We start from the raw sequence: 22,962 nt of genomic DNA on the forward strand, positions 1-22,962 counted from the left end.
CGAATCGATAAGAAGTATCAGAGTACGGAGGAAAGCGCTCGTGCATAGAAAACTGCGTCTACGTAACAGGAAGGACTTCAGCCGGGTTTACCGTGGCGGCCGTTCATTTGCCAACAGCCAGTTGGTGGTCTACTGGTCGAAGAAGTCTGATATCCCGCAGTTCAGGCTGGGCGTATCGGTGAGCAAGAAACTGGGCAACGCGGTCTTCCGCAACCGGATGCGCCGGGTGCTCAAGGAAATCGTCCGACTGAATGCGGATCGCATCGCCGAACATACCGATCTGATCCTGATCGCGCGCAAGCCGTCGGTTCGGATGAGCTCCCAGGAGCTCGAGAAGAGCGTCATGCATGTCCTGAAAAAAGCGAATCTGCTGAAGCCCCGTCCGCCCCGTCCGCCCCGTCCGCCATCCTGAAAAGGAGCCGATTCGGCGGATGTCCGGGCTGTTTCTTTGTTGTACAATATATGGTATAGTTTATTTTGCAAGTTGCTTCCTTAGAGAGGAGTTTTGATGTTGTCTCGGATGACAAAGAAAAGATGGCTGCTGGTTCTTACCATGCTGCTGTTCGTCGTCTTCCTGGCAGGCTGTGTGCCGGCCGATCATACGACGAAAACAGAAGATCTGCTGCAAGGCAACTTCTGGGAGCGCAATGTCGTGTATTATTTTGCGCTCATGCTGGACACATTTGCTAACTGGTTCCAGGGCTCGTACGGATTATCCATCCTGATGCTTACCATCATCGTGCGAACGATTATTCTGCCGCTTACATTGAAGCAGTATAAGAGCTCCAAGGCAATGCAGGCGCTGCAGCCTGAGATGAAGAAGATCAAGGACAAGTACAAGGATGATCCGAAGAAACAGCAAGAAGAGACGATGAAGCTGTTCCAGCAGCACCAAGTAAATCCGCTAGCCGGTTGTTTGCCGCTCTTGATTCAGATGCCAATCTTCATCGCGTTGTACAATGCCATCTACGGCAACGACCAGATCCGGGAGCATACATTCCTCTGGTTGCAGCTTGGTCAGACGGATCCTTATTACATCCTGCCGATTATAGCTGCCATTACGACCTATCTTCAAACGAAGATGATGCCGCAGCAGCCGAACAATCCCTTGCAAGCGATCATGCTGATTTTCCCGGTATTGATCTTTGTCATGGCGATTTCGTTCCCAGCCGCGCTGCCGCTCTATTGGGTATACAGTAACATTTACACCATCATTCAAAACTATTTCCTATATGTACGTAATGCTGACAAGGGCAAGGAGGTTCCTGCCAAGTGAAAAAACTCGTCGCATCAGGGAAAACAGTAGAAGATGCTGTACACAACGGGTTATCGCAATTGCAATTAACAGAGGATCGTGTCCGTATTACTGTTCTGGAGCAACCTTCCAAAGGTTTGTTCGGATGGTTCGGAGCCAAGGATGCCCAGGTTGAACTGGAGGCCATTCCCGATCCGGCGGAGGAAGCCGAACGCTTCCTGCGGGAAGTCGCGCGCGCAATGGGGATTGACGTCAGCGTCGAATATCAGAAGACCCGCGAAGGTCTCGTGCTGGCTATGTCCGGTGGGGACGAGCTGGGAATGATGATCGGACGGCGCGGACAAACCCTCGACGCCTTGCAATATCTGGCCAATATCGTGGCCAATCGATACACCGACAGCCATTTTCGACTGGTGCTTGATGCCGAGAATTTTCGACAGCGCAGACGCAAAACCTTGGAGGACCTGGCTGACCGACTGGCCGGACGCGTCATCCGCACCCGCAAGGAAGTGGTGCTGGAGCCGATGTCCGCTCATGAACGGAAGGTCATCCACTCCAGGTTGCAGCAGCATGACCGGGTGCGCACGCACAGCAAAGGGGACGAGCCCCATCGGCGTGTCGTCATTGCTCTGAAGCCTTGATTAAGCTACGTATTCAAACTAAGATGACCGTCTCCCGCATAAGGGCAGGCGGTCTATTAAAATTTAACTCCAAAACAAGGTGGTGAATGATTGTGCTGCAAGACACGATTGCTGCCATTTCGACTGCTGTAGGCGAGGGAGGCATTGCCTTGATTCGTGTGAGCGGACCAGATGCGGTGAAGACCGTACACCAGTTGTTCCGGACCAAAGCTGACATTCGAACAGCACCCTCCCATACCGTTCATTATGGACATATTTTCGATCCCCGCAGCGGTGAAAAAATCGAGGAAGTACTCGTAACGATCATGATCGGACCGCGGTCTTTCACTGCCGAGGACGTTGTCGAAATCAGTACGCATGGCGGTGTGATATCCGTCAAAAAAGTGTTGGATCTGGTGCTTCAGCAAGAGGGAGTGCGCTTGGCAGAGCCAGGAGAGTTCACTCGCCGAGCGTTTGTCAATGGACGCATCGATCTGGCGCAGGCCGAGGCAGTTATGGACCTGATCCGGTCCAAATCGGACAAGGCGTTCTCTATTGCGCTTAAGCAAGTAGATGGCAAGCTCTCCCGGCTAATCCGTGAGCTGCGGCAGACCGTCATTGAGCTGCTGGCGCATATCGAAGTAAACATTGATTATCCCGAGCATGATGTCGAGGAGATGACAAATCTCTACATTAAAGAGCAATGCTTTCCGTTAATTGAGGAGATCCAGCGACTGCTCAAGACAGCATCGGAGGGCAAGATTCTAAGGGAGGGCATCACGACCGTTATTGTCGGGCGTCCCAATGTCGGCAAATCCTCGCTACTCAACGCGCTGGCGCAGGACAACCGGGCCATTGTCACCGACATCCCCGGCACCACGCGCGACGTCATCGAAGAATTCGTGACGGTGGGTGGAATTCCGCTCAAGCTGCTGGATACCGCAGGTCTTCGTGAAACCGCCGATGTTGTCGAGCGGATTGGGGTGGAGCGATCCCGCGGTGCCTTGCAAGAGGCTGATCTGATCCTGCTCGTGCTCAACCAAGCCGAACCTCTGCATGAAGACGAGAGGGAACTGATGGAATCCCTGCACGGACGCCAGGTTGTTGTTATAATGAATAAGACTGATCTGCCAGGTCAGCTCGATCCGGAGGAAATCTCCCGGCTCGTGCCGTCGGCAGCATTGGTGAAGATGTCTGTGCTGCAGGAGCAAGGACAGGAACAGCTGGAGAAGGCGATCTCGGAATTGTTCTTCAGTGGCCAACTGGAGACGACGGATCACACCTATGTCAGCAACGCCCGCCATATTGCTCTGCTCAAGCAGGCGATGCAGTCGCTCGAAGATGCGGTAGATGCCACAGAGAGTGGTATCCCGATTGATATTATACAGATCGACGTCCGGACCGCATGGGAGCGGCTGGGGGAGATCCTTGGCGATTCGGCCGGGGACTCCTTGATCGATCAGATTTTCTCCCAATTTTGTCTAGGAAAGTGAGGCGAGAACGCCATGAGTTACGATGCAGGTCAATTTGATGTAATCGTTGTTGGCGCCGGTCATGCCGGTGCCGAAGCTGCGCTTGCTGCAGCCCGGATGGGCTGCGAGACGCTGCTGCTCACGATTAATCTCGATATGGTCGCCTTTATGCCCTGCAACCCTTCGATTGGGGGGCCAGCCAAGGGGCACGTCGTACGTGAAATCGATGCGCTCGGCGGAGAGATGGGGCGGAATATCGACAAGACCTTTATTCAGATGCGAATGCTTAATACGGGCAAAGGTCCGGCTGTCCATGCCTTGCGCGCGCAAGCGGATAAGTTCCTGTATCAGCATACGCTGAAGCAGACAATTGAGGAAACGCCGGGCTTGACCCTCCGTCAGGGCATGGTAGAGGAGCTTATCGTGGAGGATGGCGCCTGTACGGGTGTTATTACAAAAACGGGAGCCGTCTACCGCGGCCGTGCCGTCGTTGTCACAACCGGTACGTACCTGCGCGGCAAGGTGATTATGGGCGAGCTGATCTATGAGAGTGGACCCAATAATCAGCAGCCTTCGATCAAGCTCTCGGAATGTCTCCGCGGCTTGGGGTTTGAGCTGGCACGATTCAAGACAGGCACGCCACCGCGCGTCCACGGCGACACGATCGACTTTGACAAGACGGAGATTCAGCCTGGCGACCCACAACCGAAGTTTTTCTCCTATGAAACGGAATTTTCGGACAATGAGCAGCTGCCTTGCTGGCTGACCTATACAACCGAGCAGACCCATCAGATCATTAATGATAATCTTCATCGAGCGCCGATGTTCTCCGGTGCCATTGAAGGGACGGGACCGCGCTATTGTCCGTCCATTGAAGATAAGATTGTCCGCTTCGCCGACAAGCCCAAGCATCAGATTTTCCTAGAGCCGGAAGGCAAGAACACCTCCGAGTATTATGTACAAGGTCTGTCGACAAGTATGCCGGAGGATGTGCAACTCGACATTCTGCGCTCGATTCCTGGCATGGAGAAGGTAGAGATGATGCGAACCGGCTATGCCATTGAATATGATGCGGTAGTACCAACTCAGCTCTGGCCTACGCTGGAGACCAAGCGCGTACCAGGCCTGTTCACGGCCGGACAGATTAATGGAACCTCAGGGTATGAGGAGGCAGCCGGACAGGGTATTATCGCTGGCATTAATGCGGCGCGCAAGGTGCTTGGCAAAGAGCCGGTCATCATCGACCGTTCCCAAGGGTACATCGGCGTTATGATTGATGATTTGGTGACCAAGGGCACCAATGATCCCTATCGTCTGCTCACCTCCCGTGCAGAGTATCGATTGCTGCTCCGTCACGACAATGCCGATATGCGTCTGACGCCAATCGGTCATGAGATCGGGTTGATCTCCGAGGCGCGATATGAGCGGTTCCTGCAGAAGAAGGATCTCGTTGAGCAAGAGGTGAAGCGTCTCAAAGCGGAGCGGGTACGCCCAGAAGATGAGAACGCACAAGCGATGCTGGCTGAAGGTGGATCTTCACCACTGTCACAAGTCATCGACGCCTTGTCGTTGCTACGACGTCCTGAATTGTCCTATGCTCAAGTGGAACGGGTATGTCCGTCGCCGTTGCCGCTGACCGAGGAGATGAAGGAGCAGGTCGAGATTCAGATCAAGTATGCCGGCTATATTGAGAAGCAGCTGATTCAGGTTGAGCGAATGGGCAAGATGGAGAAGAAGAAGATCCCGGATGATATTGAATACCAGGATGTGCACAACCTTTCGTCCGAGTCGAGGCAGAAGCTCTCGGAGATCCGTCCGCTTTCGATCGGTCAGGCTTCACGGATCGCTGGCGTGACGCCGGCAGATATCTCTATTCTGCTGGTCTATCTGGAGCACTATAATCGCGTTGTTGCGGCACGGGGGTAAGGAGTAGCGATGAATAATGATAGCTTTGCCGCGCTTCTGGCGGCAAAAGGTCTCACCGTAGATGACCGGCAGCTGGAGCAGTTTAATCGTTACTTCCAGCTCCTGGTGGAGTGGAATGAGCGGATGAACCTGACGGGCATCACCGAACGGGATGCGGTGTACGAAAAGCACTTTTATGATTCGGTGGCCTTGTCCTTTGTGACTGATATGAGCGCAACCTCATCCCTTGCGGACATCGGCTCAGGAGCAGGGTTTCCAAGTCTGCCGCTCAAAATCTGTTTTCCTCACTTGAAAGTGACCATCGTAGATTCGCTGAACAAAAGGATACAGTTTCTGCAGCATGTTGCTGCAGAGCTGGGCCTGGAGGGTGTTACTTGTGTACATGGCCGAGCCGAGGATATCGCGCGGCAAAAGGAGCATCGGGATCGTTACGATCTCGTTACGGCACGGGCGGTTGCAAGACTGGCAGCGCTGAATGAATTGTGTCTGCCCTTTGCCCGCACGGGTGGCCTATTCGCAGCCATGAAGGGTACCGACCCGGCGGAAGAGCTGGAAGAGGCCGGTCGGAGTTTGCGTGAGCTTAAAGGCAAGGTTAGACGAATCGTGCCCATGCAGCTGCCATTGGAGCAATCAGAGCGGCACGTCATTCTTATAGACAAGCTGGCTGCTACACCACGTGCTTACCCGCGCAAGGCAGGAACGCCAGTGAAGCAACCATTGCTATAGACAGCAAGGGGGACTCCTATGTTATTAAAACATTGGCGCAGGGTCAGACTGTTACAGCGGCTTATGATTCTCATTGTTGTCTTTCTTATTGTGCCGGTACTGGGTACCGGCTATTTTTTGTTCTCCAAAAGCCTTCAGCTGGCGCAAAATGAAAGTCGTGAAATCCTGGAGAAGGTTATGTACCAGCTGAATGAGAACATCGAGTACCGTATCACAGGTTATCAAAATATCGTGATGCAATTGGCACTTGATCCCCGCATTACTACCACGTTAACACAGGAGTACGATTCGCTAGAGGATGTGGTCATGTCGCTTCAGCAGCTCAACGCCGTCACCGATCGCATTCGCACTTATTTTCCCATGCGCAAGGTTCAGTTCTACAAAACCAACCCCTCATTGCTTGCGGATGGCGGGGTTGTCATGAATATGGAACAAGCCGATCATACGGCCTGGTTTCAGCCGATGGAAGTGGCGGATAAGCACTTTTACTGGCATTTCAACTGGGAGGGGACCGAGCCGCAGCCTGCATTGCATTTGAGCAAATGGCTGGTGGATTACCTTACGAATGAAAGGTTTGGCATTGTGCATGTGGAAGTGACCAATCAGGCGCTGTTCAGTCAATTATTCAATCCGCTGGCATTCAAAAACGGCAATGTCATGATTACAGATCAGAACGGAAGATCCCTCATACGATACAAAAATCAGCCCTCGGGTTTTAATATGAGCGACCTTCCCGCTTACCGTCAGGTATTCGAGGCGGATAAAGGCTCTTTCTCTGCCAAGCTAGAAGGAGAGCAGAGTATGGTGATGTTTGAAACCAATCGATTGGGTTGGAAGATCATTACCGTCGTCAAGCAGGAAGAGCTGTGGCAGCAGCTGAGGCTGGTTCGGAGTGCTGCTATTGCGGTCAGCGTGCTGTTCGTGGTACTGACTCTAACAGTCTTGATGGGCTTCGGGACGAGGGTCACGGGCCGCCTGAATGCCTTGATCCGCCAGATGCGGAAGGTCCGGGATGGCGATCTGGGGTTGAGCACAATCGTCCATGGCCAGGACGAGCTTGCTGATGTGGAAGAGGAGTTCAACAGTATGACGATTCGGTTGAATCATTCGCTGAAGGAAAGTGCGGAAGCTCGTGTTGCGGTGGAAATGGAGAAGCTTCGACTGCTGCAGGCTCAGATCAACCCACATTTTCTGTACAACACGCTGGCACTTGTCAAAAGTATGGCAATGGATGTAAAATCGACAGAAATTAGCGGTACCATCGATGCGCTCGCCAAGTTCTTCCGTTTGGCGCTCAACCGGGGCGGCGACAAATTGTCCATGAGAGATGAACTTGATCATGTACGCGCTTACTTGGAGATTCACAATTGGCGCTATCCCGGCAGATTGGAGACGGTATGGGAGATTGAAGATGAGGTGTTGGACTGCCGAATCATCAAGATTACGTTACAGCCGATTGTAGAGAATGCGTTGCAGCATGCTTTCAAGCATAGCGGCGGTCGAGGCTGTATTCTCATTCGAGCCAGACTGGCGACCGATTACCTGGATATCGAAATAACGGATGACGGGGTCGGGATGGCGCCAGATACACTTCTTACACTGCAGGCAGAGATGCGCGTGCGAGACCGTCGAGTAAGGCAAGCGGGGGATGACGGCGGCTTTGGCTTATACAATGTCCACGAGCGGCTAAGAAGGCATTACGGCGAATCTTTCCGCATGGATATGATAAGCTCCCCTGGAAGCGGGACGACGATTCGGTTGAAGATCCCACAGTCCTTCTGACGCTGGACCAGGATCGGAGCACGATGAGGAGGGACGGCATATGGAAATCAAGGTATTCGTGGTGGACGATGAGGAAAGACAACGAAAGTCAATCATCCGGCATGTGGACTGGCAACGGTACGGCATGCGGGTGAGCGGCGAAGCGGAAGCGGCAGAGGAAGCGATAAAGATGGCACATGCAGAGCCGCCAGATGTGCTGATTACCGATATCCGAATGCTGGGCATGGATGGGCTGCAATTGTCGGCCATCATGCGAACCCTGAATCCGCAGTTACATGTCATTATGATTACCGGTTACGAGGAGTTCGAGTACGCACGAACGGCTGTCGGTCTTGGTGTCGATGCATTTTTGGTCAAGCCGGTGCTATTCGATGAACTGGAAGGGATTTTGTATGACATCAACTCTTCGATTCAAGCGGCGTGGGCGAAAAGTGAGGAAGAGCAGCGCTTGAAGGTCCAGCTGGATACCTTCAAACCGATGGCCCGCGACAAGTTTCTGCAGGAATTGCTTCACGGCTTGATTCTGACGGAGGAGGAGCTGGTGTCCCGGGCGTCCAGTCTAAACTTGTTCAAGCAGAGTCAAACCTACCGCGTCATGGTCCTACTCGTTGAGATGAACACTCGGAATCCCATGCCGCAGCAAGAGCACCAAGGGTTACTCACATCGATCTGTGATGTCGCTGCGTCTGGCCTGGGCAACGTGCTTGCAGCTTCGATGACTACCCAGCGCGGCCATTTGGTCTTGATTCTGCAGGATATCTCACCTGTCGTGCTGCGACAAGGGGCAGAGGCCGTCATGGCGTCTCTCCGAAGGGATAATCAGGACTTGTATGGGGGCAGCCTCTATGCCGGTCTCGGTCCAGAGGTGACGGGGCCGGGCCACATATGCGACAGTTTTCGACTGGCACAGCGAGCGGTCAACCAGCGATTGATCAGCCAGGAACAAAAACTGTACATTTGGGAGAACTCGGAGGATAAGACAGCTTCTGCTGTCAAAAGCATCGAGGACCTGATTCAAGAATTTTTGGAAGGGTTGGGGGTAGGAGATAGCCAGACGAGCCTGGGATTACTGGGCGAGATTATGCGCAGGCTGGCAAAGGATGCGCGTATGGATGGGGCGCAGCTAAGAAGTCTCTGTATGCACCTGGTGAGCGCAGCCAGTCGGGTTGCAGGGGAGATCGGCGATATCGGCAGCCAGATCGGGTCAGAGAAGGAGCTGTGGGAGGAGATGCTCGAATGCCCGAGTGACTATGAGCTGATGCGGGAGACGGTTCGGATGGTGACCCGCTGCTGCGAATTCGTGGCTGAACGCAAAAAAAGCCCGACACAAATGATGATTCAGCACGCGCTGGAATACATGCACGAACATTATGATGACAACCTGTCGCTACGCGATGTGGCTGAGCATGTCTTCTTAAGTCCGAACTACGTAGGTGAATTGTTTCGAACGGAATTGGGGGTCTCCTTTACCGACCAATTGATTCAGATTCGGGTGAACAAAGCGAAGGAGCTGCTGCAGCTTCCCCAATTAAAGCTGTACGAAGTAGCACAACGCGTTGGGTACCAAAATATAGGGTATTTTAATACCGTATTTAAAAAAGTAACCGGATATACGCCAAAACAGTATCGGTCTTATATCGGCATTGGCACTGGCCATTCGGATTAGTATAAATAAGGATAGGGCGTCTTGTACCCGTTGCAGAAGCGGGAGGGGCGCTTTTTTTGTTGGTTAAGTAAAGATCGTGCCAGAGTGTAAGTAATCGTGTCATACGATTATTGTAAGCGCTTAGATGCGAGGATTATACTTAATTTACACATTGCGCATGTGATTTCGATAAGGCTGGCTTACAGTCCGATTCCTGAAGGGAGGTTGCTCACCATCCTACATCGCTTGTCTAGCATCAAGAAAAAAGGTCTAGTGCCCTTGTATATGTTTCTCCTGCCGGGACTCGTATTAATTATCCTGTTCAATTATATTCCCATTCTAGGCTTGCAGATGGCGTTCAAAGATTACAGCTTTCGGGATGGGATCTGGGGAAGCTCGTGGGTTGGGCTCCAAAATTTCAAGGAATTCACGGCCAGCTCCGATTTTTGGAGGGCTACAGGTAATACCTTTTTATTGACCATGCTGAGATTGCTATTCGTCTTCCCGACGACCATTGTCCTTGCTTTGCTGATTAACGAGGTTCGTAATTTTGCTTTCAAGCGGACGGTTCAATCCTTCAGCTATTTGCCCCACTTCATATCCTGGATTGTGGTGGTTGGCTTTCTGGACGCTTTTCTATCCATCGACAGCGGCGCGGCGAACTCCATTCTACGGAGTCTGGGGGTCAATCCTATCGCCTTCATGGGCAGCGAATCATGGTTCAGACCGGTTTTTATCCTAAGTAGTATGTGGAAAGAGCTGGGTTGGGGAACGATCTTGTATCTGGCGGCGATATCGAGTATTAATCCGGTTCTGTACGAAGCCGCTTTAGTAGACGGAGCGGGACGATTTACACAGATGAGGTATATTACGCTACCTGCCATCGTACCCATCATCTCGATTGTGCTCATCCTGACGATTCCCGGATTGCTCAGTGTCGGCATCGACCAGATCTACGCGATGATTAATCCGGCCAATATTGCTGTAGCAGAGGTCATCGACACCTATGTATTGAGACTCGGCATCGGGCAGGCCCAATATTCGATGACGACGGCTATCGGATTGGTCATGAGCGTCATATCGATGATCCTGCTGCTTGTTACCAACTCAATCTCCAAACGGTTAGGCGGGGATGGATTATGGTAAATCGCATGTCGCCGGGAGACCGCATATTTACGCTGTGCAACGGCCTTTTCCTTACCCTTTTTGCATTCTTGTGCGCCTACCCCTTATGGTATATTTTCATCTTGTCTGTGAATGAGGGCAGGGACGCCGCGTTGGGCGGCATTTACTGGTGGCCAAGATCGTTCACTTTGGATAACTTTCGCGTCATTCTAGGAGATGCGACAGTCATTAATGCCTTCTGGATCACCGTCAGCCGTACGGTCATCGGCACGATATTATCGTTGCTGATAACCTCCATGGTTGCCTATCCGTTGTCGCGCAAGGAACTGCCCGGTCGCAACAAGCTGTTGTTTGTTTTCTTGTTCATTATGCTGTTTAGCGGCGGACTCATTCCGTTCTATATTCAGCTAGTCAACTTGGGTCTCATCAATAATTTTTGGGTCTATATTTTTCCGAGTCTCTTCAGCGTATGGAATATGTTCGTCATGAAGACTTCATTTCAGAACAACATACCGGAGAGCGTAATCGAATCGATGAAGATCGACGGCGCTGGCTACACACGTATCTACTTCAGCGTGGTGCTGCCGTTCTCCAAGCCACTGCTGGCGGCCTTGGGCTTATTCACGGCTGTCGGACATTGGAATGATTGGTTTACAGGCGCATTTTTCGTGCAGGATATCTCGCTCCAGCCGCTGCCAACCTACCTGCAGCGTGTGATGAGTACGGTGGAAGCAAGCAACATGATCAGTTCTACGCAGTTTAACCAGGCACGTGAAGCAAGCATGTACAACCCGGATGCCGTTACATCCAAATCCGTAAGGATGGCTACAACGGTAGTAACCATTTTGCCCATTTTGTTTATTTACCCATTTTTGCAGAAATATTTCGTCAAGGGCGTGTTGATTGGCTCGGTGAAAGAATAGAGCAGCAAGCATTTGAAAATAGGGGGATAAACGATGAGTGCCAATAAAAAAATGAGACGCGTGCTGCGCACCGCAGTCTTGGTCCTGACAGCAGCAGCACTGGCAGCTTGCACGAATCAAGGAAACAGTACAGAGAGGACTCAGGGAGATACGGAGACGGTGCCTTCTTATTCCCTTTACGTTCCTGCACTCACAACACCCGTGAATCTGGACGGCAGGATTACCCAGGAAGTGCTGCAGCGCTCTGGCGTTCAATGGGAAACCGTCGAGATCGGTAATGGCGGCGACCTTGCCCAGCAGATCAACCTCAAGCTGGTAGGTGGTAATTTTCCGGATGCTATTGTTCTGCCTTCGGACAGTGTCCTCTGGTCCCGCTTGATTGACGAGAACCGCTTGCTCCCGTTGGACGACTACTTCGAGAATGAGAGCGAGTATCCGAATCTGGCCAAGATCGATAAGCGAATTATCGATAATTGGCGCGCGTCGGACGGCAGTATTTATTTTGTTCCATCTAATTATGAGCCCTATGTTGATGAGCCCTCTGCCTGGCAGGGAAATGCCCAAGGGTTGTGGGTGAATGATACCATACTGGAAGAAATAGGGATATCCAGGGACGACCTACGGACGCTTGAAGGGTTTGAGCAGTATTTGCAAGCCGCCAAGGGTCAGCAGGATTCACAAGGACGGCCCATCATCCCCCTCTCGCTCGGAGGCGAGAACTTCGCAGGTCTGGAAGTCGTCATGTCGATGTTCGGCGTACGCAGCAGTGGTAATGGATGGAATGAGCAGGAGGATGGGACGGTTGTTGCCGATTATCAAATGCCGGAATTCAAGGAAGCCTTCCGTTGGTTGAATCGCATGCATCTGGAAGGTCTGCTTGACCCGGAAACCTCCTTCCACAAGAAGGATCTGTTCGTGGAAAAGGTGAACAATTTGCGTTTTGGCGCGATGTTATTCGCTGGCTGGGACAATCCCAACCTTTCTCTGATGCAGAGCAATGACATTCCTATTTCTACCCCGATTAAAACACTGGAAGAACAAGGATTTCCGGACAATTGGTTCAGCCCGACCTACCTGCCGGTTAATGAAGGTGCACAATTGGCCCAATATGCCAACTTCAATCCGTTCGGAAGCAATGGAACCGGACTCCGGGCGGATATCAGCAATCCGGACGCTCTGATGAAGGCGATCGACTGGATGCAGACGGAAGAGGCCTTCATCCTGATGGAATATGGTACGGAGGAGATGGGGGCCTTTACATGGGAGGACGGTGTTGTGGTGGTCAATGACGAGGTATTCCGCGGACCTGATTTTTGGGGCGGCGGCTCGGGAGGCATGGCCAGTGTCACACAACACGGCTTCTGGTGGTGGAAGCACCTGGCTAGTGTAGGAAACACGCATATTAAAACGTTGGAGCCGCCTTGGCCAGCCAACAATGCCATGCTCTACAAGGCAGAAGAGATTAACCGCGAACAGGGAACCTTCGATCTGATCCCGGCGACAAGCCGAATTCGTCCGACCATTGGCGGTGCTGTGGAAAAGTATAGCCCTGTTCAAAACGATATTCGCCTTCAATATTATGCAAGACTTCTACTCGCCGAGAATGAACAGATGTTCGATAATGCGTATAACCAGTTTCTAAATGAGATGAAGGTCCGCGGTCACGATGAGGAGACAATCGCTGAATTCAATGAGCAATATAAGGCGTACAGTGAAACCCCAGCAGGACAGATTACGGTAGACATCAAGCGGAGTCTGCCACGTAATGTTTACGAAGATGAGCCAGCTGTTATCGGGGAATAAGAGAATCGGAGTGATGAATGTTGAATCAAGTCAATATTATTAATTTCATCCGGGGGATTGAACCGAGGGAAGAAGTGGACTTGGTGGAGCCGGTTCGTGAACAGCTGTCCATTGTGCAAAAGCATAACCTACCCGCCACCTGGCTGCTGCAATATGATGCCCTGATTGACTCGAGATTTACGGACATGCTGTTGTACGAAACGGACCCCTTGCAAGAAATCGGTATTTGGTTCGAGGTTGTCCAGCCCATGGCAGAGAAAGCAGGTATACCTTGGCGGGGACGCTACCCTTGGGACTGGCATGCGCATGTTGGGTTTTCTGTGGGTTACACCCCGGAGGAGCGAGAGCGTCTGGCTGATGTAGTCATGGCAGAATTCTATGAGAAATTTGGCTATTACCCTCAGTCGGTAGGGTCCTGGTTCATTGACGCGCACCTGCTAAGCTACTTGTCCGACAAGTATCAGATCACCGCTTCTTGCAATTGCAAAGATCAATGGGGCACGGATGGCTATACCCTGTGGGGCGGCTATTATAACCAAGCTTATTATGCCAGCCGACGCAATGGATTCATGCCAGCACAAACGATAGACAGTCAAATTCCGGTGCCTATCTTTCGAATGCTGGGTAGCGATCCGATCTACCAATACGAAGCGAAGCTGGGGTCAAATGGTCAAAGTGTCATTACCCTCGAACCGGTGTATTCCGGCGATGAAGGGGGAGGCGGCATACCAGAGTGGGTGCGATGGTTTTTTGAAGTGAATTTCAGACCTGAACAGGTCTCCTTTGGCTATGCCCAGGTAGGCCAGGAGAACTCGTTTGGTTGGCAGCAAATCAAGGATGGTTTCATCGACCAGATCGACCAATTGGTCGAGATGCAGGCTGCGGATAAACTCACGGTGGTCACATTGGCGGAGTCGGGCAGATGGTTCCGACGCCGATATCCCCTGACTCCTGCTTCCTCCATCAGCGCATTGACGGACTGGAGAGACGAAGGCCATCAATCCATCTGGTATTGCTCACGTTTCTACCGCGTTAATCTGTTGAGAAAGGAAGGGACGCTGCGAATCCGAGATATCCACCTGTTTGATGAAACGTATGAGGAGCGTTACATGAACGACGTATGCGAAGATCGGAACAGCAGGTATGATACGCTGCCGATTGTGGACGGTGCCCAATGGAGCGACGAACAGACGGTTTCAGGAATTTATCCGATTGTTTATGACGCAACGGGTACTGAATCACTCTTAGCTATACGAGAACTCTCGACGGATGAGTCAGTCTCCGGGGAACTTGCTGTGACGATGAAACTGGAAGATGGATCAATCTTGACGATGCAGTTTGAGGAAAGCTGCATTACGGTCTCTAGCCAAAATGATGAAGCGAACTGGGGTTTGCGGATGACGTGGGGGCAGACCCCCGAGGAGCCGGGTATACAGGCAACATCCAATCAGATTGGTTATATATATAACGGTTATGACTATAAGGTTAAATTACAAGACGTATCGTCTGTCGATGTGAAGCATTCTGTGATTGTCCTGCGACCGGTGACCAACAAAATAAAGCTGCAATTCTAATACATGCCCCTATCTGTGAGTAAAAGCGCGGATAGGGGTGTTTTGCGGATTGGAATGTTGTTCCACGTGAAACACTTTTAATTTTTGCTAATCACCTTCGTCAAGCAGGAGAATGTAAAGTGATTGGCGAAATGATGTATTCAGCTTGTTATCGCGAGGTGTCTGTAGAGGATAAGATTTATATAGGCTTCTCAAAATCCGTTCATCCGTGAGTAGGACAAGTTTTTTGCTGTCTTCGTTAACATCATTCATTCACTTTGCGGAAGCAACGATGCGTTGATAATCATAATTGCATAGTTTAATCTGTGAACCTCCGTAATAGTCGGAATCATGAAATTGGGTGGTAATCAACCTTATGAAAGAACAATTCTCGCGTTTATTTGGACTGGGGGACCGTTCGACCAATGTCTCCAATCAGGACGAAGTGAAGCAGCTTCCCATTCAGGAGATTGATCCCAGTCCCTATCAACCACGCACGATATTTGATGACGAACGAATCGATGAACTGCTCCAGACCATTAAGACACATGGTGTTATCCAACCGATTGTAGTGCGCATGCGCAATGACCGTTACGAGATTATTGCCGGGGAACGGCGCTTCCGTGCGGTTAAAAAATTGGGAATGGATACGATTCCCGGCATTGTCCGTGAATTCAATGATAGTCAAGCAGCATCGATCGCCCTGATCGAGAATTTGCAGCGTGAAGGATTGACGGCAATTGAGGAAGCGTATGCTTACCAAAAGCTGATTGACCTTCATCATCTGACACAGGAAAGTCTTGCGCAGCGACTCGGCAAAAGCCAGTCTACAATCGCGAACAAGATTAGACTGCTGAATTTGTCTGAACCGGTGAAGAATGCATTAATTGAGCGCAAGATTACGGAACGTCATGCTCGTGCGCTGCTGTCGCTGGATACGGAAGAATTGCAGCTCAAAGTGCTGGAGGATGTACTTACAAAGGAGCTCAATGTAAAACAGACGGAAGCGCGTGTAGCTTTCTTCAAAGAATCCAGCAAAATCAAGAAGTCCAAACGAATTTCCTTTACGAAGGATGTCCGGCTGGCCGTCAATACGATTAGACAGTCGATTGAGATGGTATCAGGTTCCGGACTCAAAATAAAAACGGATGAAAAGGATGCCGAGGATCATTACGAGATTGTCATTCGTATTCCTAAGCATTAATGAGCTGCTGCCGGATGAATCATGCATGAACTTGCCGTCCTGCCCAAGGACGGCTTGCTCGATTTACAAGAATATTCATACAACTTGCAACTTGCCAGACGAAGCGATTATATAGAAAGATTTGAGGTGAGCCGGTTTGTCCAAAATCATTGCAATTACGAACCAGAAGGGTGGCGTCGGAAAAACGACGACATCTGTCAACCTGGGAGCTTCATTGGCCTCGTTGGGTAGGCGTGTGCTGTTGGTCGATATCGACCCTCAGGGCAACACGACAAGCGGCATCGGGGTTAACAAGGGCGACGTCACGAATTGCATCTATGATGTGCTTATCAATGAAGTCCATCCCAAGGATGCAATGGTTGAGACGAATATCCCCAATCTGACGATAATTCCGGCTACGATTCAATTGGCAGGTGCTGAGATTGAGCTGGTCCCGACCATCTCCCGCGAAGTGCGGCTTAAGAAATCGCTACAGCAAGTAAAGCACATGTTTGATTATATACTGATCGATTGCCCGCCTTCGCTGGGTATACTGACGATCAATTCCCTGACTGCAGCGGATTCGGTCATCATCCCGATTCAATGTGAATATTACGCGCTGGAGGGACTCAGCCAGCTGTTGAATACCGTCAGACTGGTTCAGAAGCATCTGAATACAACGCTGCAGATCGAGGGCGTACTCCTGACCATGTTCGATGCGCGTACCAATCTAGGTATGCAGGTCATTGAAGAGGTGAAGAAGTATTTTCAGCAAAAGGTCTATCAAACGATCATTCCCCGGAATGTCCGTCTGAGCGAAGCGCCTTCTCACGGTCAGTCCATTATCACGTATGACCCCAGATCCAAAGGGGCGGAGGTCTATCTTGAATTGGCGAAGGAAGTGATAACCTATGAGCAAGCGGCTAGGTAGAGGGCTGGATGCTCTCATCCCGTCCCTTTCTGTTAATGATGATGACAAGGTCATTGATATTCAACTGACGCAGTTGCGTCCCAATCCCTATCAACCCCGCAAAACATTCGATGATGATTCAATCAAAGAATTGGCGGAGTCCATAAAGCAGCATGGCGTCATCCAGCCTATTATTGTACGGAGTGTTCTAAAAGGGTATGAGATTATCGCTGGAGAACGCCGGTTTCGCGCCTCCAAGCTGATCGGTTCCAATACGGTGCCAGCGGTAGTCCGGTCATTCACTGACCAGCAGGTAATGGAAATTGCACTCATCGAGAACTTGCAACGCGAGGATCTGAATGCGATTGAAATCGCAATCGCCTACCAAGCTCTTCTTGACAAGTTTGATCTAACTCAGGAAGAACTTTCCTTAAAAGTCGGCAAGTCTCGCTCGCACATTGCGAACTTTGTGAGATTGCTTTCACTGCCTGCGGAGATCAAAGATAATGTTTCACGTGGAACATTATCAATGGGTCATGCCAGGGCGCTGGCTGGCGTGAAGGAGGATGCTCGCAAGAAAGAGTTGGCGCAATTGGCTCTGGAACAAGAGTGGAGTGTACGCGACCTGGAGGAAGCGATTCAGGCTTTGGGTCAAAAGAAGGATGATCCATCTGCTCGCGCTACGAAAAACAAAAAACGAGATCCCTACCTAGAGAATATCGAGGAAAGCCTGCGTGAACGATTTAAGACAACCGTGAAGATTAAACAGCAAAAAGATAAAGGGCGAATTGAGCTGTTGTACTATAATAAGCAGGATCTGGAACGCTTGTTGGAACTGTTGGAAAGATTGGCTTAAGTCACTTCCCTAATGGCATGCCTGAGTTGTTTTCTTTCTGCGGAAAGATTAAACTAAGGTATGCTTTTCTTTTTCTTTTTTTTGTCGTCAAAAGTGGGTGTTGAACCCATCGCGTCTTTCAGTCGTCAATAAAGGTGGGGTATCTGGCCCCGTTGTAAAAGATGAATGTCCCAAGCGGAAAAGAGGGACAAGGAAGGGTCGTGTTGCATATGAAACATGACAAAGAGCTGATCTATCTGGATCACGCAGCAACCTCGTGGCCCAAGCCGCCGGAGGTACTGGAGGCAGTCATGAAAGCCATGCAGGAAGAGGCGGCCAACCCGGGTAGAGGGAGTCACCAAATGGCAGTTAAAGCCAGTCGAGTGTTATTCGATACGCGTAAACAATTGGCTGGGTTGTTCAAAATAAAAAATCCGAACGACATCGCATTCAGCTTGAATACAACAGGGGCGCTCAATCTTGCGATTAAAGGGTATCTCAAAACAGGTGACCACGTCATTGCCACTGCAGTAGAACATAACTCGGTAAGACGTCCGTTGGAATACCTTAAGCGCACGCGAGGTATAGAAGTTGCATATATAGAGACAGATAGCGAGGGGCACCTCGATGCTTCACGCGTGAGGGAAGCGATTCGTCCCAATACGACGTTGATTGTAGCCAATCATAGCTCGAATCTGCTTGGTAGTATTCTCCCGATCGCCGATCTCGGGGATATTGCCCGAAGTCATAATCTCCGACTCTTGGTCGATGCCGCGCAAAGTGCGGGGCTGTTAGACATTGATGTTCGGGGGATGGGGATTGATATGCTGGCGTTTCCGGGGCATAAGGGGCTACTGGGACCACAGGGGACAGGTGGATTATACATAAGCCCAGAGGTCGATCTGGAGCCCCATATGCATGGTGGGACAGGCAGCCAGTCGGAGGCGCCGGACCAGCCGAGCATCCGCCCTGACAGGTACGAGGCGGGCACACAGAACACACCGGGACTAGGTGGTCTCCGGGCTGGTGTTGCCTTCGTGCGGGAACAGTCGGTAAGCCGAATCTATGAACATGAATGGCAGCTGTCTCAGCTGATGATAGAGGGACTGTCACGTATCAACGGGGTACGCCTGCTCGGTCCGCATGCGGGACAACCGCGGACAGGCATCGTCTCCTTTTTGGTTGGACAGGCCGACCCGTCAGAGACAGCATTCATATTAGACCAGCATTATGGGATAGCTGTACGTTCAGGGTTTCATTGTACGCCGCAGGCACATCAATGCGCCGGAACGAGCGACACGGGAGCGGTGAGAGCGAGCGTCGGCTGTTTTACAACAAAGGAAGAGGTAGAGGCTTTGGTCTCGGCGGTGCGTGAGATCAGTCTGCATTATTGATTCAAGGAATTTGGGGAAGCGAGGATAACCATGGAAGACATCACGGTATATCAGATCGGTGGATTCTTCATCGCAGTAACGTTGTTTATGTTGGTCGTATGGAACTTTGTGTTGACTCTTAAGTTTAATCGGGTAAAGAAACAGTATCGGCGCATGATGGATGGGGCGGGCATCGATAATCTGGAAGGGGTATTAACGGATATTCAGGATCGGATGGCTGGTCTGCGGGACCGCCAGCAGCTGCAAGAATCGGAAATCAAGGCGATTGCCCAAGCGTTCGGACAGTTCAAGGGACATGTTGGTTTTCACCGGTATAATGCATTTGCAGAGCAAGGCAATGACATGAGCTTCTCTCTGGCACTCATTAACGCCCAGCAGGACGGAGTTGTTCTGAGCGGCTTGCACAGCAGGGACGAGACGTATGTCTATGCTAAGCCGCTGACTGGCGGAGAATCACCCTATGCCTTGACGCCAGAGGAGAAACAAGCGATTACTCTTGCGTTGCAGCAGTCATAGATGTACGTCGAATGGAGAGAATGCTGTGCAGGAGGCTGCCGGCAATCAAATCGGCCATTTGCATGACCAGATGCAGTCTCGTATTCTGGAGGACAAAGTATTCCATGAATCCACCGACATTCACAATACCGGTCATATGCATTTCACCGACAGGTGGAAGTTCCTTGTTGACTCCGGCACCGGGACGAACGGGTCCTTGTCCGAGCTGGATGCAGCCGATACTGGAGACTTGACCGAGACAAGCATCAATGCCAATGATGTAAGAGCGAGGATGTGTACGTCCAATCTCGTCCAGGGTGTCTTGGAGATTCAGGGCATGGACGGGGTTCTCAAGCGTGCCATAGACCTGGAAGAGCGGGCTCCGTGACCGTGATAATGCCGAGCCGACGAGAGGACCAAGCGCGTCTCCAGTAGATCGGTCCGTGCCGATGCAGACGATGGCAATGTGCCTGTCGCGAGGCAGCAGACTGAGCTGAGAGGTCAAACGGTCGGTGAGGATGGACTGGACATTAGGCTCGGTGTAGGCGATCTTCAGTGGCAGATCGTTTGTCGCTGCTAGCTTCATAGAATCCCTCCGGCTGGGTAGTGTGTTACTAGTATATGGACAGGCCAGCCGTTTTATACTAGAAGTAGTAATTCAAAAAGTTCACTTTTGATCACGAAGCAACTCTGAGAAGCAGATTCGGCATCGAATCTTGAACGCATGTGAAACTTCCGGTGCTCACGTAGCCTTAACTACGCTCCGCTCCTCATTTTCTCCTGCGTCCAACCTTCTCGGTGCTGAAAAGCGAACTTTTTGAATGATCCTTTGTGAAGAAGCATCGAGCTGCTTCATAAAGGATGAATGATTATAACGCAGGCCCAGGCGGCCAGGAAGGACGGCTGCAATGCTGATCGCATTCGATTCTACTCAGCAGGCACTCCGGGCAGAGATGCTGCTGGAATATGCCGAGATCGAGATTGATCTGGCCCCTACCCCCAAAGAAATTACTGCCGGATGTGCGCTGTGTATCCACTTTCCCGATGAGGATCAGACGGAGGTCGAACGAATCATTACGGAGGAGCAAGTGGAGATTAGAGGACTGTTTCGCAAGACAGACGATGGCTACGATGCAGTCTAACAAAACAGGCTAATCATAGAGGAGATTCAGCCATAGGGAGAGATGGTGGATGCTTTCAACTCAGCTGCAAACGATCAATGATCACATCTTGGGTTGGCTAAGCGATGAGGAGATGTGGGCGGATATCGGGACAGCACTGATCCGGGTTGCTTTTATTCTCCTCATTAGCTGGATTGTCATCTGGATTGCCAACAAAGCGATTAATGCCTCCTTTATTAACCGGGAGTCCAAACGACTGGCTGTGCAAACCAGACGCATGCGGACACTAGGTAAGCTTCTCAAAAATGTGGTGTCGTATGTCATTCATTTTGTGAGCGTGCTGCTGATTCTTTCTGAATTTAATATTAATCTGGGGCCGCTCCTGGCAGGGGCAGGCGTGATCGGGCTGGCCATCGGTTTCGGGGCCCAGAGCTTGGTGAAGGATATTATCACGGGCTTCTTCATTATCCTGGAGGATCAGTTCGCAGTAGGGGATACGATTCAGACGGGCAGCTTCAAAGGGACGGTCGAGATGATTGGTCTGCGTTCTACCCGTTTGCTAAGCTGGACGGGGGAGTTGCATATCATCCCTAACGGTTCTATTAATGAGGTCACCAACTACTCGTTGCGCAATTCTTTGGCAGTTGTGGATATCGTCATTCCGGTTGGCGACAATGTAGAGGAAGTCACCCAACTGCTGCAGACAACCGTCAAAGAGATTGAGGATGTGAATCTCTTGGGCGAACCGCAGGTGCTGGGTGTTCAGCAGATCACGACTGGCGGAACAACGCTGCGAATTATCGCAGAGTGCCGGCCCAACACTCATGGAGACATCGCGACGAAGATCAATTCTGCGATCAGACGCGCATTGGATATCCGGACGGCGGAGGCCGAACGGGCTTAGGCGAAGAAAAGGGAGGATAACGGGTGGAACGCAAACAGTTTGAGCTCGGGGATGTTGTACAGATGAAGAAGCAGCATCCCTGTGGTACCAATGAAATGGAGATCATCCGAATGGGGATGGATATCCGCATCAAATGCGTGGGCTGCAAGCATAGTGTATTAATTCCGCGGGCCAAGTTTGAGAAGAACCTGAAGAAGGTGCTGCGTTCCAAAGCAGACCAGACAACGGAAGAGGGCAACCCTGGGGAATCCGGTTCTGTGTAAGGGCTGGATGGCTCCGGTACCCGGTCATTTTCCAGTTGCGCAGTATGGACGAGTTGTGATATACTAACCTTTGTGTCCGACATGGAAAGGTACCCAAGAGGCCCAAGGGGGCTGACTCGAAATCAGCTAGGCGGTTCAGGCCGTGCGTGGGTTCGAATCCCACCCTTTCCGCCATTCTTCCTTAGGAAGTTCCGAGACACATGACTTTTCAACCGACATCCTCTACGCCCTGCGCGTAGGGGATTTTTAGTTTGTTTTTGCCCGGCCACCCGCGGGTGATCTGCTGTAACGCTTTTTTCTTTGTTGCCCAAGAAAAAAAGCGCTCCGCTGTCCTCACGGACAACGAAGCGCTTTTCGGTGGACGGTGCGTAGTCGGGTCGTGAACTGCTTCAGTCTGACTATCCTTCATTGCGCCCATCGCTTCCATTCGATGGAGCTGTGCTCAGGACCGGGATCCTTATCACATCGCCTTGAATTCAGTGCATCACCGTTACGTCTTCACTTGCGGTTGTTTCGCCATACAGGTCCAACGGAACCACACCTCTCATGGAGCACCGTCCGAACTTAGGATGTGCAGAGTTGCTATTGATTATGCAGACCATACGTTAATTGCGTTTCATTTTAACCCACTTGCGGTCCTTCTTCGAGGTTTCAGGGAACCGCTGGCCCTTTTCCAGTTCGATCTGATGCGGGTTTTGGATCCCCATGTGGTAGTCATTATCGCCGACCTCGATGTACTTGCCGTTGTTCGGCGCGCTGTCGCCTGGATTAAACTCGGTCCATTCGCCCATACTGCTCACCTCCACAATTCGGATGAGTTGTCCATTTACGCCATTAGCAGCGCGGACGTCATACGACCTTAGTGTGCGCAGCGGCATGGACGTTCATGCGATGCAGAGTATAGCAGATAGAGTGGACGTTTTGCCGAATGTATTAATGCTTGCAAAAGCCTAGGCTCATTTGGTATAATACCTTGGTGCGAAATATGGCATGCGAGTAAAATCGCTCCTTGCTCTCTCCATTGAGA

General features: G+C 51.2%; 22 protein-coding genes and 1 tRNA gene. 21 read left to right on the top strand and 2 right to left on the bottom strand.

Features of this window, described 5'->3' with window-relative positions; translation table 11 throughout:
- Nucleotides 1-40 precede the first annotated feature (40 nt).
- The 17 genes from rnpA to F556_RS0131435 all read left to right on the top strand — a co-directional run bounded on the left by rnpA (nucleotide 41) and on the right by F556_RS0131435 (nucleotide 19,668).
- Nucleotides 41-412: a ribonuclease P protein component gene (gene rnpA / locus F556_RS0131355; RefSeq protein WP_020620975.1), complete on the top strand. Its 372-nt coding sequence runs from the start codon at nucleotides 41-43 to the stop codon at nucleotides 410-412.
- A 108-nt stretch (nucleotides 413-520) separates the two neighbouring features.
- Nucleotides 521-1,276 carry a YidC/Oxa1 family membrane protein insertase gene (locus F556_RS0131360; protein ID WP_020620976.1) on the top strand — a complete coding sequence of 252 codons (756 nt, stop codon included), beginning with the start codon at nucleotides 521-523 and terminating at the stop codon, nucleotides 1,274-1,276.
- A complete protein-coding gene (gene jag / locus F556_RS0131365; protein ID WP_020620977.1) occupies nucleotides 1,273-1,896 on the top strand; it encodes an RNA-binding cell elongation regulator Jag/EloR in 624 nt (207 codons plus the stop codon). The genes F556_RS0131360 and jag overlap by 4 nt, the downstream gene beginning before the upstream one ends.
- 92 nt (nucleotides 1,897-1,988) lie before the next feature.
- A complete protein-coding gene (gene mnmE, locus F556_RS0131370; RefSeq protein ID WP_026297611.1) occupies nucleotides 1,989-3,368 on the top strand; it encodes a tRNA uridine-5-carboxymethylaminomethyl(34) synthesis GTPase MnmE in 1,380 nt (459 codons plus the stop codon).
- A gap of 12 nt (nucleotides 3,369-3,380) precedes the next feature.
- Complete coding sequence (gene mnmG, locus F556_RS0131375; RefSeq protein WP_020620979.1) at nucleotides 3,381-5,273, top strand: tRNA uridine-5-carboxymethylaminomethyl(34) synthesis enzyme MnmG; 1,893 nt, start codon at nucleotides 3,381-3,383, stop codon at nucleotides 5,271-5,273.
- A gap of 9 nt (nucleotides 5,274-5,282) precedes the next feature.
- Nucleotides 5,283-5,999, top strand: a complete 717-nt coding sequence (gene rsmG, locus F556_RS0131380; protein ID WP_020620980.1) for a 16S rRNA (guanine(527)-N(7))-methyltransferase RsmG — start codon at nucleotides 5,283-5,285, stop codon at nucleotides 5,997-5,999.
- Nucleotides 6,000-6,017: 18 nt separating this feature from the next.
- The gene (locus tag F556_RS0131385; RefSeq protein WP_020620981.1) at nucleotides 6,018-7,781 is read left to right on the top strand and encodes a cache domain-containing sensor histidine kinase; all 1,764 of its coding nucleotides are present in this window, start codon (nucleotides 6,018-6,020) and stop codon (nucleotides 7,779-7,781) included.
- A 40-nt stretch (nucleotides 7,782-7,821) separates the two neighbouring features.
- Entirely contained in the window at nucleotides 7,822-9,447 is a 1,626-nt protein-coding gene (locus F556_RS0131390) for a response regulator (protein WP_020620982.1), read from the top strand.
- A 225-nt stretch (nucleotides 9,448-9,672) separates the two neighbouring features.
- On the top strand, nucleotides 9,673-10,572 hold the full coding sequence (locus tag F556_RS0131395; protein ID WP_245583175.1) for an ABC transporter permease: 900 nt from the start codon (nucleotides 9,673-9,675) through the stop codon (nucleotides 10,570-10,572).
- Nucleotides 10,566-11,474: a carbohydrate ABC transporter permease gene (locus tag F556_RS0131400; RefSeq protein WP_020620984.1), complete on the top strand. Its 909-nt coding sequence runs from the start codon at nucleotides 10,566-10,568 to the stop codon at nucleotides 11,472-11,474. Before F556_RS0131395 ends, F556_RS0131400 begins: the two co-directional genes overlap by 7 nt.
- Nucleotides 11,475-11,507: 33 nt before the next feature.
- Nucleotides 11,508-13,277, top strand: coding sequence for an extracellular solute-binding protein (locus F556_RS0131405; RefSeq protein WP_020620985.1), 1,770 nt, complete (start codon nucleotides 11,508-11,510; stop codon nucleotides 13,275-13,277).
- Between the two features lie 17 nt (nucleotides 13,278-13,294).
- On the top strand, nucleotides 13,295-14,851 hold the full coding sequence (locus tag F556_RS0131410; RefSeq protein WP_020620986.1) for a hypothetical protein: 1,557 nt from the start codon (nucleotides 13,295-13,297) through the stop codon (nucleotides 14,849-14,851).
- A 355-nt stretch (nucleotides 14,852-15,206) separates the two neighbouring features.
- The gene (gene noc, locus F556_RS0131415) at nucleotides 15,207-16,034 is read left to right on the top strand and encodes a nucleoid occlusion protein (RefSeq protein ID WP_020620987.1); all 828 of its coding nucleotides are present in this window, start codon (nucleotides 15,207-15,209) and stop codon (nucleotides 16,032-16,034) included.
- Between the two features lie 136 nt (nucleotides 16,035-16,170).
- Entirely contained in the window at nucleotides 16,171-16,944 is a 774-nt protein-coding gene (locus F556_RS0131420) for a ParA family protein (RefSeq protein WP_020620988.1), read from the top strand.
- Nucleotides 16,925-17,779: a ParB/RepB/Spo0J family partition protein gene (locus tag F556_RS0131425; protein WP_020620989.1), complete on the top strand. Its 855-nt coding sequence runs from the start codon at nucleotides 16,925-16,927 to the stop codon at nucleotides 17,777-17,779. The genes F556_RS0131420 and F556_RS0131425 overlap by 20 nt, the downstream gene beginning before the upstream one ends.
- 209 nt (nucleotides 17,780-17,988) lie before the next feature.
- The gene (locus F556_RS0131430) at nucleotides 17,989-19,152 is read left to right on the top strand and encodes an aminotransferase class V-fold PLP-dependent enzyme (protein ID WP_020620990.1); all 1,164 of its coding nucleotides are present in this window, start codon (nucleotides 17,989-17,991) and stop codon (nucleotides 19,150-19,152) included.
- 30 nt (nucleotides 19,153-19,182) lie between these two features.
- The gene (locus tag F556_RS0131435; RefSeq protein ID WP_020620991.1) at nucleotides 19,183-19,668 is read left to right on the top strand and encodes a DUF4446 family protein; all 486 of its coding nucleotides are present in this window, start codon (nucleotides 19,183-19,185) and stop codon (nucleotides 19,666-19,668) included.
- On the opposite strand, the gene yyaC is transcribed toward F556_RS0131435, so the two are convergent.
- Nucleotides 19,643-20,233, bottom strand: a complete 591-nt coding sequence (gene yyaC / locus F556_RS0131440) for a spore protease YyaC (RefSeq protein WP_020620992.1) — start codon at nucleotides 20,231-20,233, stop codon at nucleotides 19,643-19,645. The two genes, F556_RS0131435 and yyaC, sit on opposite strands and share 26 nt — an antisense overlap.
- A gap of 322 nt (nucleotides 20,234-20,555) precedes the next feature.
- Here yyaC and F556_RS0131445 point away from each other — a divergent pair, with 322 nt between their 5' ends.
- The 4 genes from F556_RS0131445 to F556_RS0131460 all read left to right on the top strand — a co-directional run bounded on the left by F556_RS0131445 (nucleotide 20,556) and on the right by F556_RS0131460 (nucleotide 22,109).
- Entirely contained in the window at nucleotides 20,556-20,789 is a 234-nt protein-coding gene (locus tag F556_RS0131445; protein ID WP_020620993.1) for a putative Se/S carrier protein, read from the top strand.
- Nucleotides 20,790-20,838: 49 nt separating this feature from the next.
- Nucleotides 20,839-21,672: a mechanosensitive ion channel family protein gene (locus F556_RS0131450; RefSeq protein WP_020620994.1), complete on the top strand. Its 834-nt coding sequence runs from the start codon at nucleotides 20,839-20,841 to the stop codon at nucleotides 21,670-21,672.
- A gap of 23 nt (nucleotides 21,673-21,695) precedes the next feature.
- A complete protein-coding gene (locus F556_RS0131455) occupies nucleotides 21,696-21,935 on the top strand; it encodes a DUF951 domain-containing protein (protein ID WP_020620995.1) in 240 nt (79 codons plus the stop codon).
- 83 nt (nucleotides 21,936-22,018) lie between these two features.
- Nucleotides 22,019-22,109, top strand: a tRNA-Ser gene (locus F556_RS0131460).
- A 431-nt stretch (nucleotides 22,110-22,540) separates the two neighbouring features.
- Here the strand turns inward: F556_RS0131460 and F556_RS0131470 are convergent.
- Entirely contained in the window at nucleotides 22,541-22,726 is a 186-nt protein-coding gene (locus F556_RS0131470) for a YjzC family protein (RefSeq protein WP_020620997.1), read from the bottom strand.
- Nucleotides 22,727-22,962: the final 236 nt, after the last annotated feature.

The organism is Paenibacillus daejeonensis DSM 15491 (assembly GCF_000378385.1).
GTDB classification, from domain to species: domain Bacteria; phylum Bacillota; class Bacilli; order Paenibacillales; family Paenibacillaceae; genus Paenibacillus_D; species Paenibacillus_D daejeonensis.

Coding starts and splice junctions, on each gene's coding strand:
- F556_RS0131470 (WP_020620997.1), bottom strand. CDS start 22,726: ATGGGCGAATGGACCGAGTTTAATCCAGGCGACAGCGCGCCGAACAAC.
- F556_RS0131385 (WP_020620981.1), top strand. CDS start 6,018: ATGTTATTAAAACATTGGCGCAGGGTCAGACTGTTACAGCGGCTTATG.
- mnmG (WP_020620979.1), top strand. CDS start 3,381: ATGAGTTACGATGCAGGTCAATTTGATGTAATCGTTGTTGGCGCCGGT.
- F556_RS0131400 (WP_020620984.1), top strand. CDS start 10,566: ATGGTAAATCGCATGTCGCCGGGAGACCGCATATTTACGCTGTGCAAC.
- F556_RS0131410 (WP_020620986.1), top strand. CDS start 13,295: ATGTTGAATCAAGTCAATATTATTAATTTCATCCGGGGGATTGAACCG.
- F556_RS0131445 (WP_020620993.1), top strand. CDS start 20,556: ATGCTGATCGCATTCGATTCTACTCAGCAGGCACTCCGGGCAGAGATG.
- F556_RS0131450 (WP_020620994.1), top strand. CDS start 20,839: ATGCTTTCAACTCAGCTGCAAACGATCAATGATCACATCTTGGGTTGG.
- F556_RS0131405 (WP_020620985.1), top strand. CDS start 11,508: ATGAGTGCCAATAAAAAAATGAGACGCGTGCTGCGCACCGCAGTCTTG.
- yyaC (WP_020620992.1), bottom strand. CDS start 20,233: ATGAAGCTAGCAGCGACAAACGATCTGCCACTGAAGATCGCCTACACC.
- F556_RS0131425 (WP_020620989.1), top strand. CDS start 16,925: ATGAGCAAGCGGCTAGGTAGAGGGCTGGATGCTCTCATCCCGTCCCTT.
- F556_RS0131390 (WP_020620982.1), top strand. CDS start 7,822: ATGGAAATCAAGGTATTCGTGGTGGACGATGAGGAAAGACAACGAAAG.
- rsmG (WP_020620980.1), top strand. CDS start 5,283: ATGAATAATGATAGCTTTGCCGCGCTTCTGGCGGCAAAAGGTCTCACC.
- noc (WP_020620987.1), top strand. CDS start 15,207: ATGAAAGAACAATTCTCGCGTTTATTTGGACTGGGGGACCGTTCGACC.
- F556_RS0131360 (WP_020620976.1), top strand. CDS start 521: ATGACAAAGAAAAGATGGCTGCTGGTTCTTACCATGCTGCTGTTCGTC.
- F556_RS0131430 (WP_020620990.1), top strand. CDS start 17,989: ATGAAACATGACAAAGAGCTGATCTATCTGGATCACGCAGCAACCTCG.
- F556_RS0131435 (WP_020620991.1), top strand. CDS start 19,183: ATGGAAGACATCACGGTATATCAGATCGGTGGATTCTTCATCGCAGTA.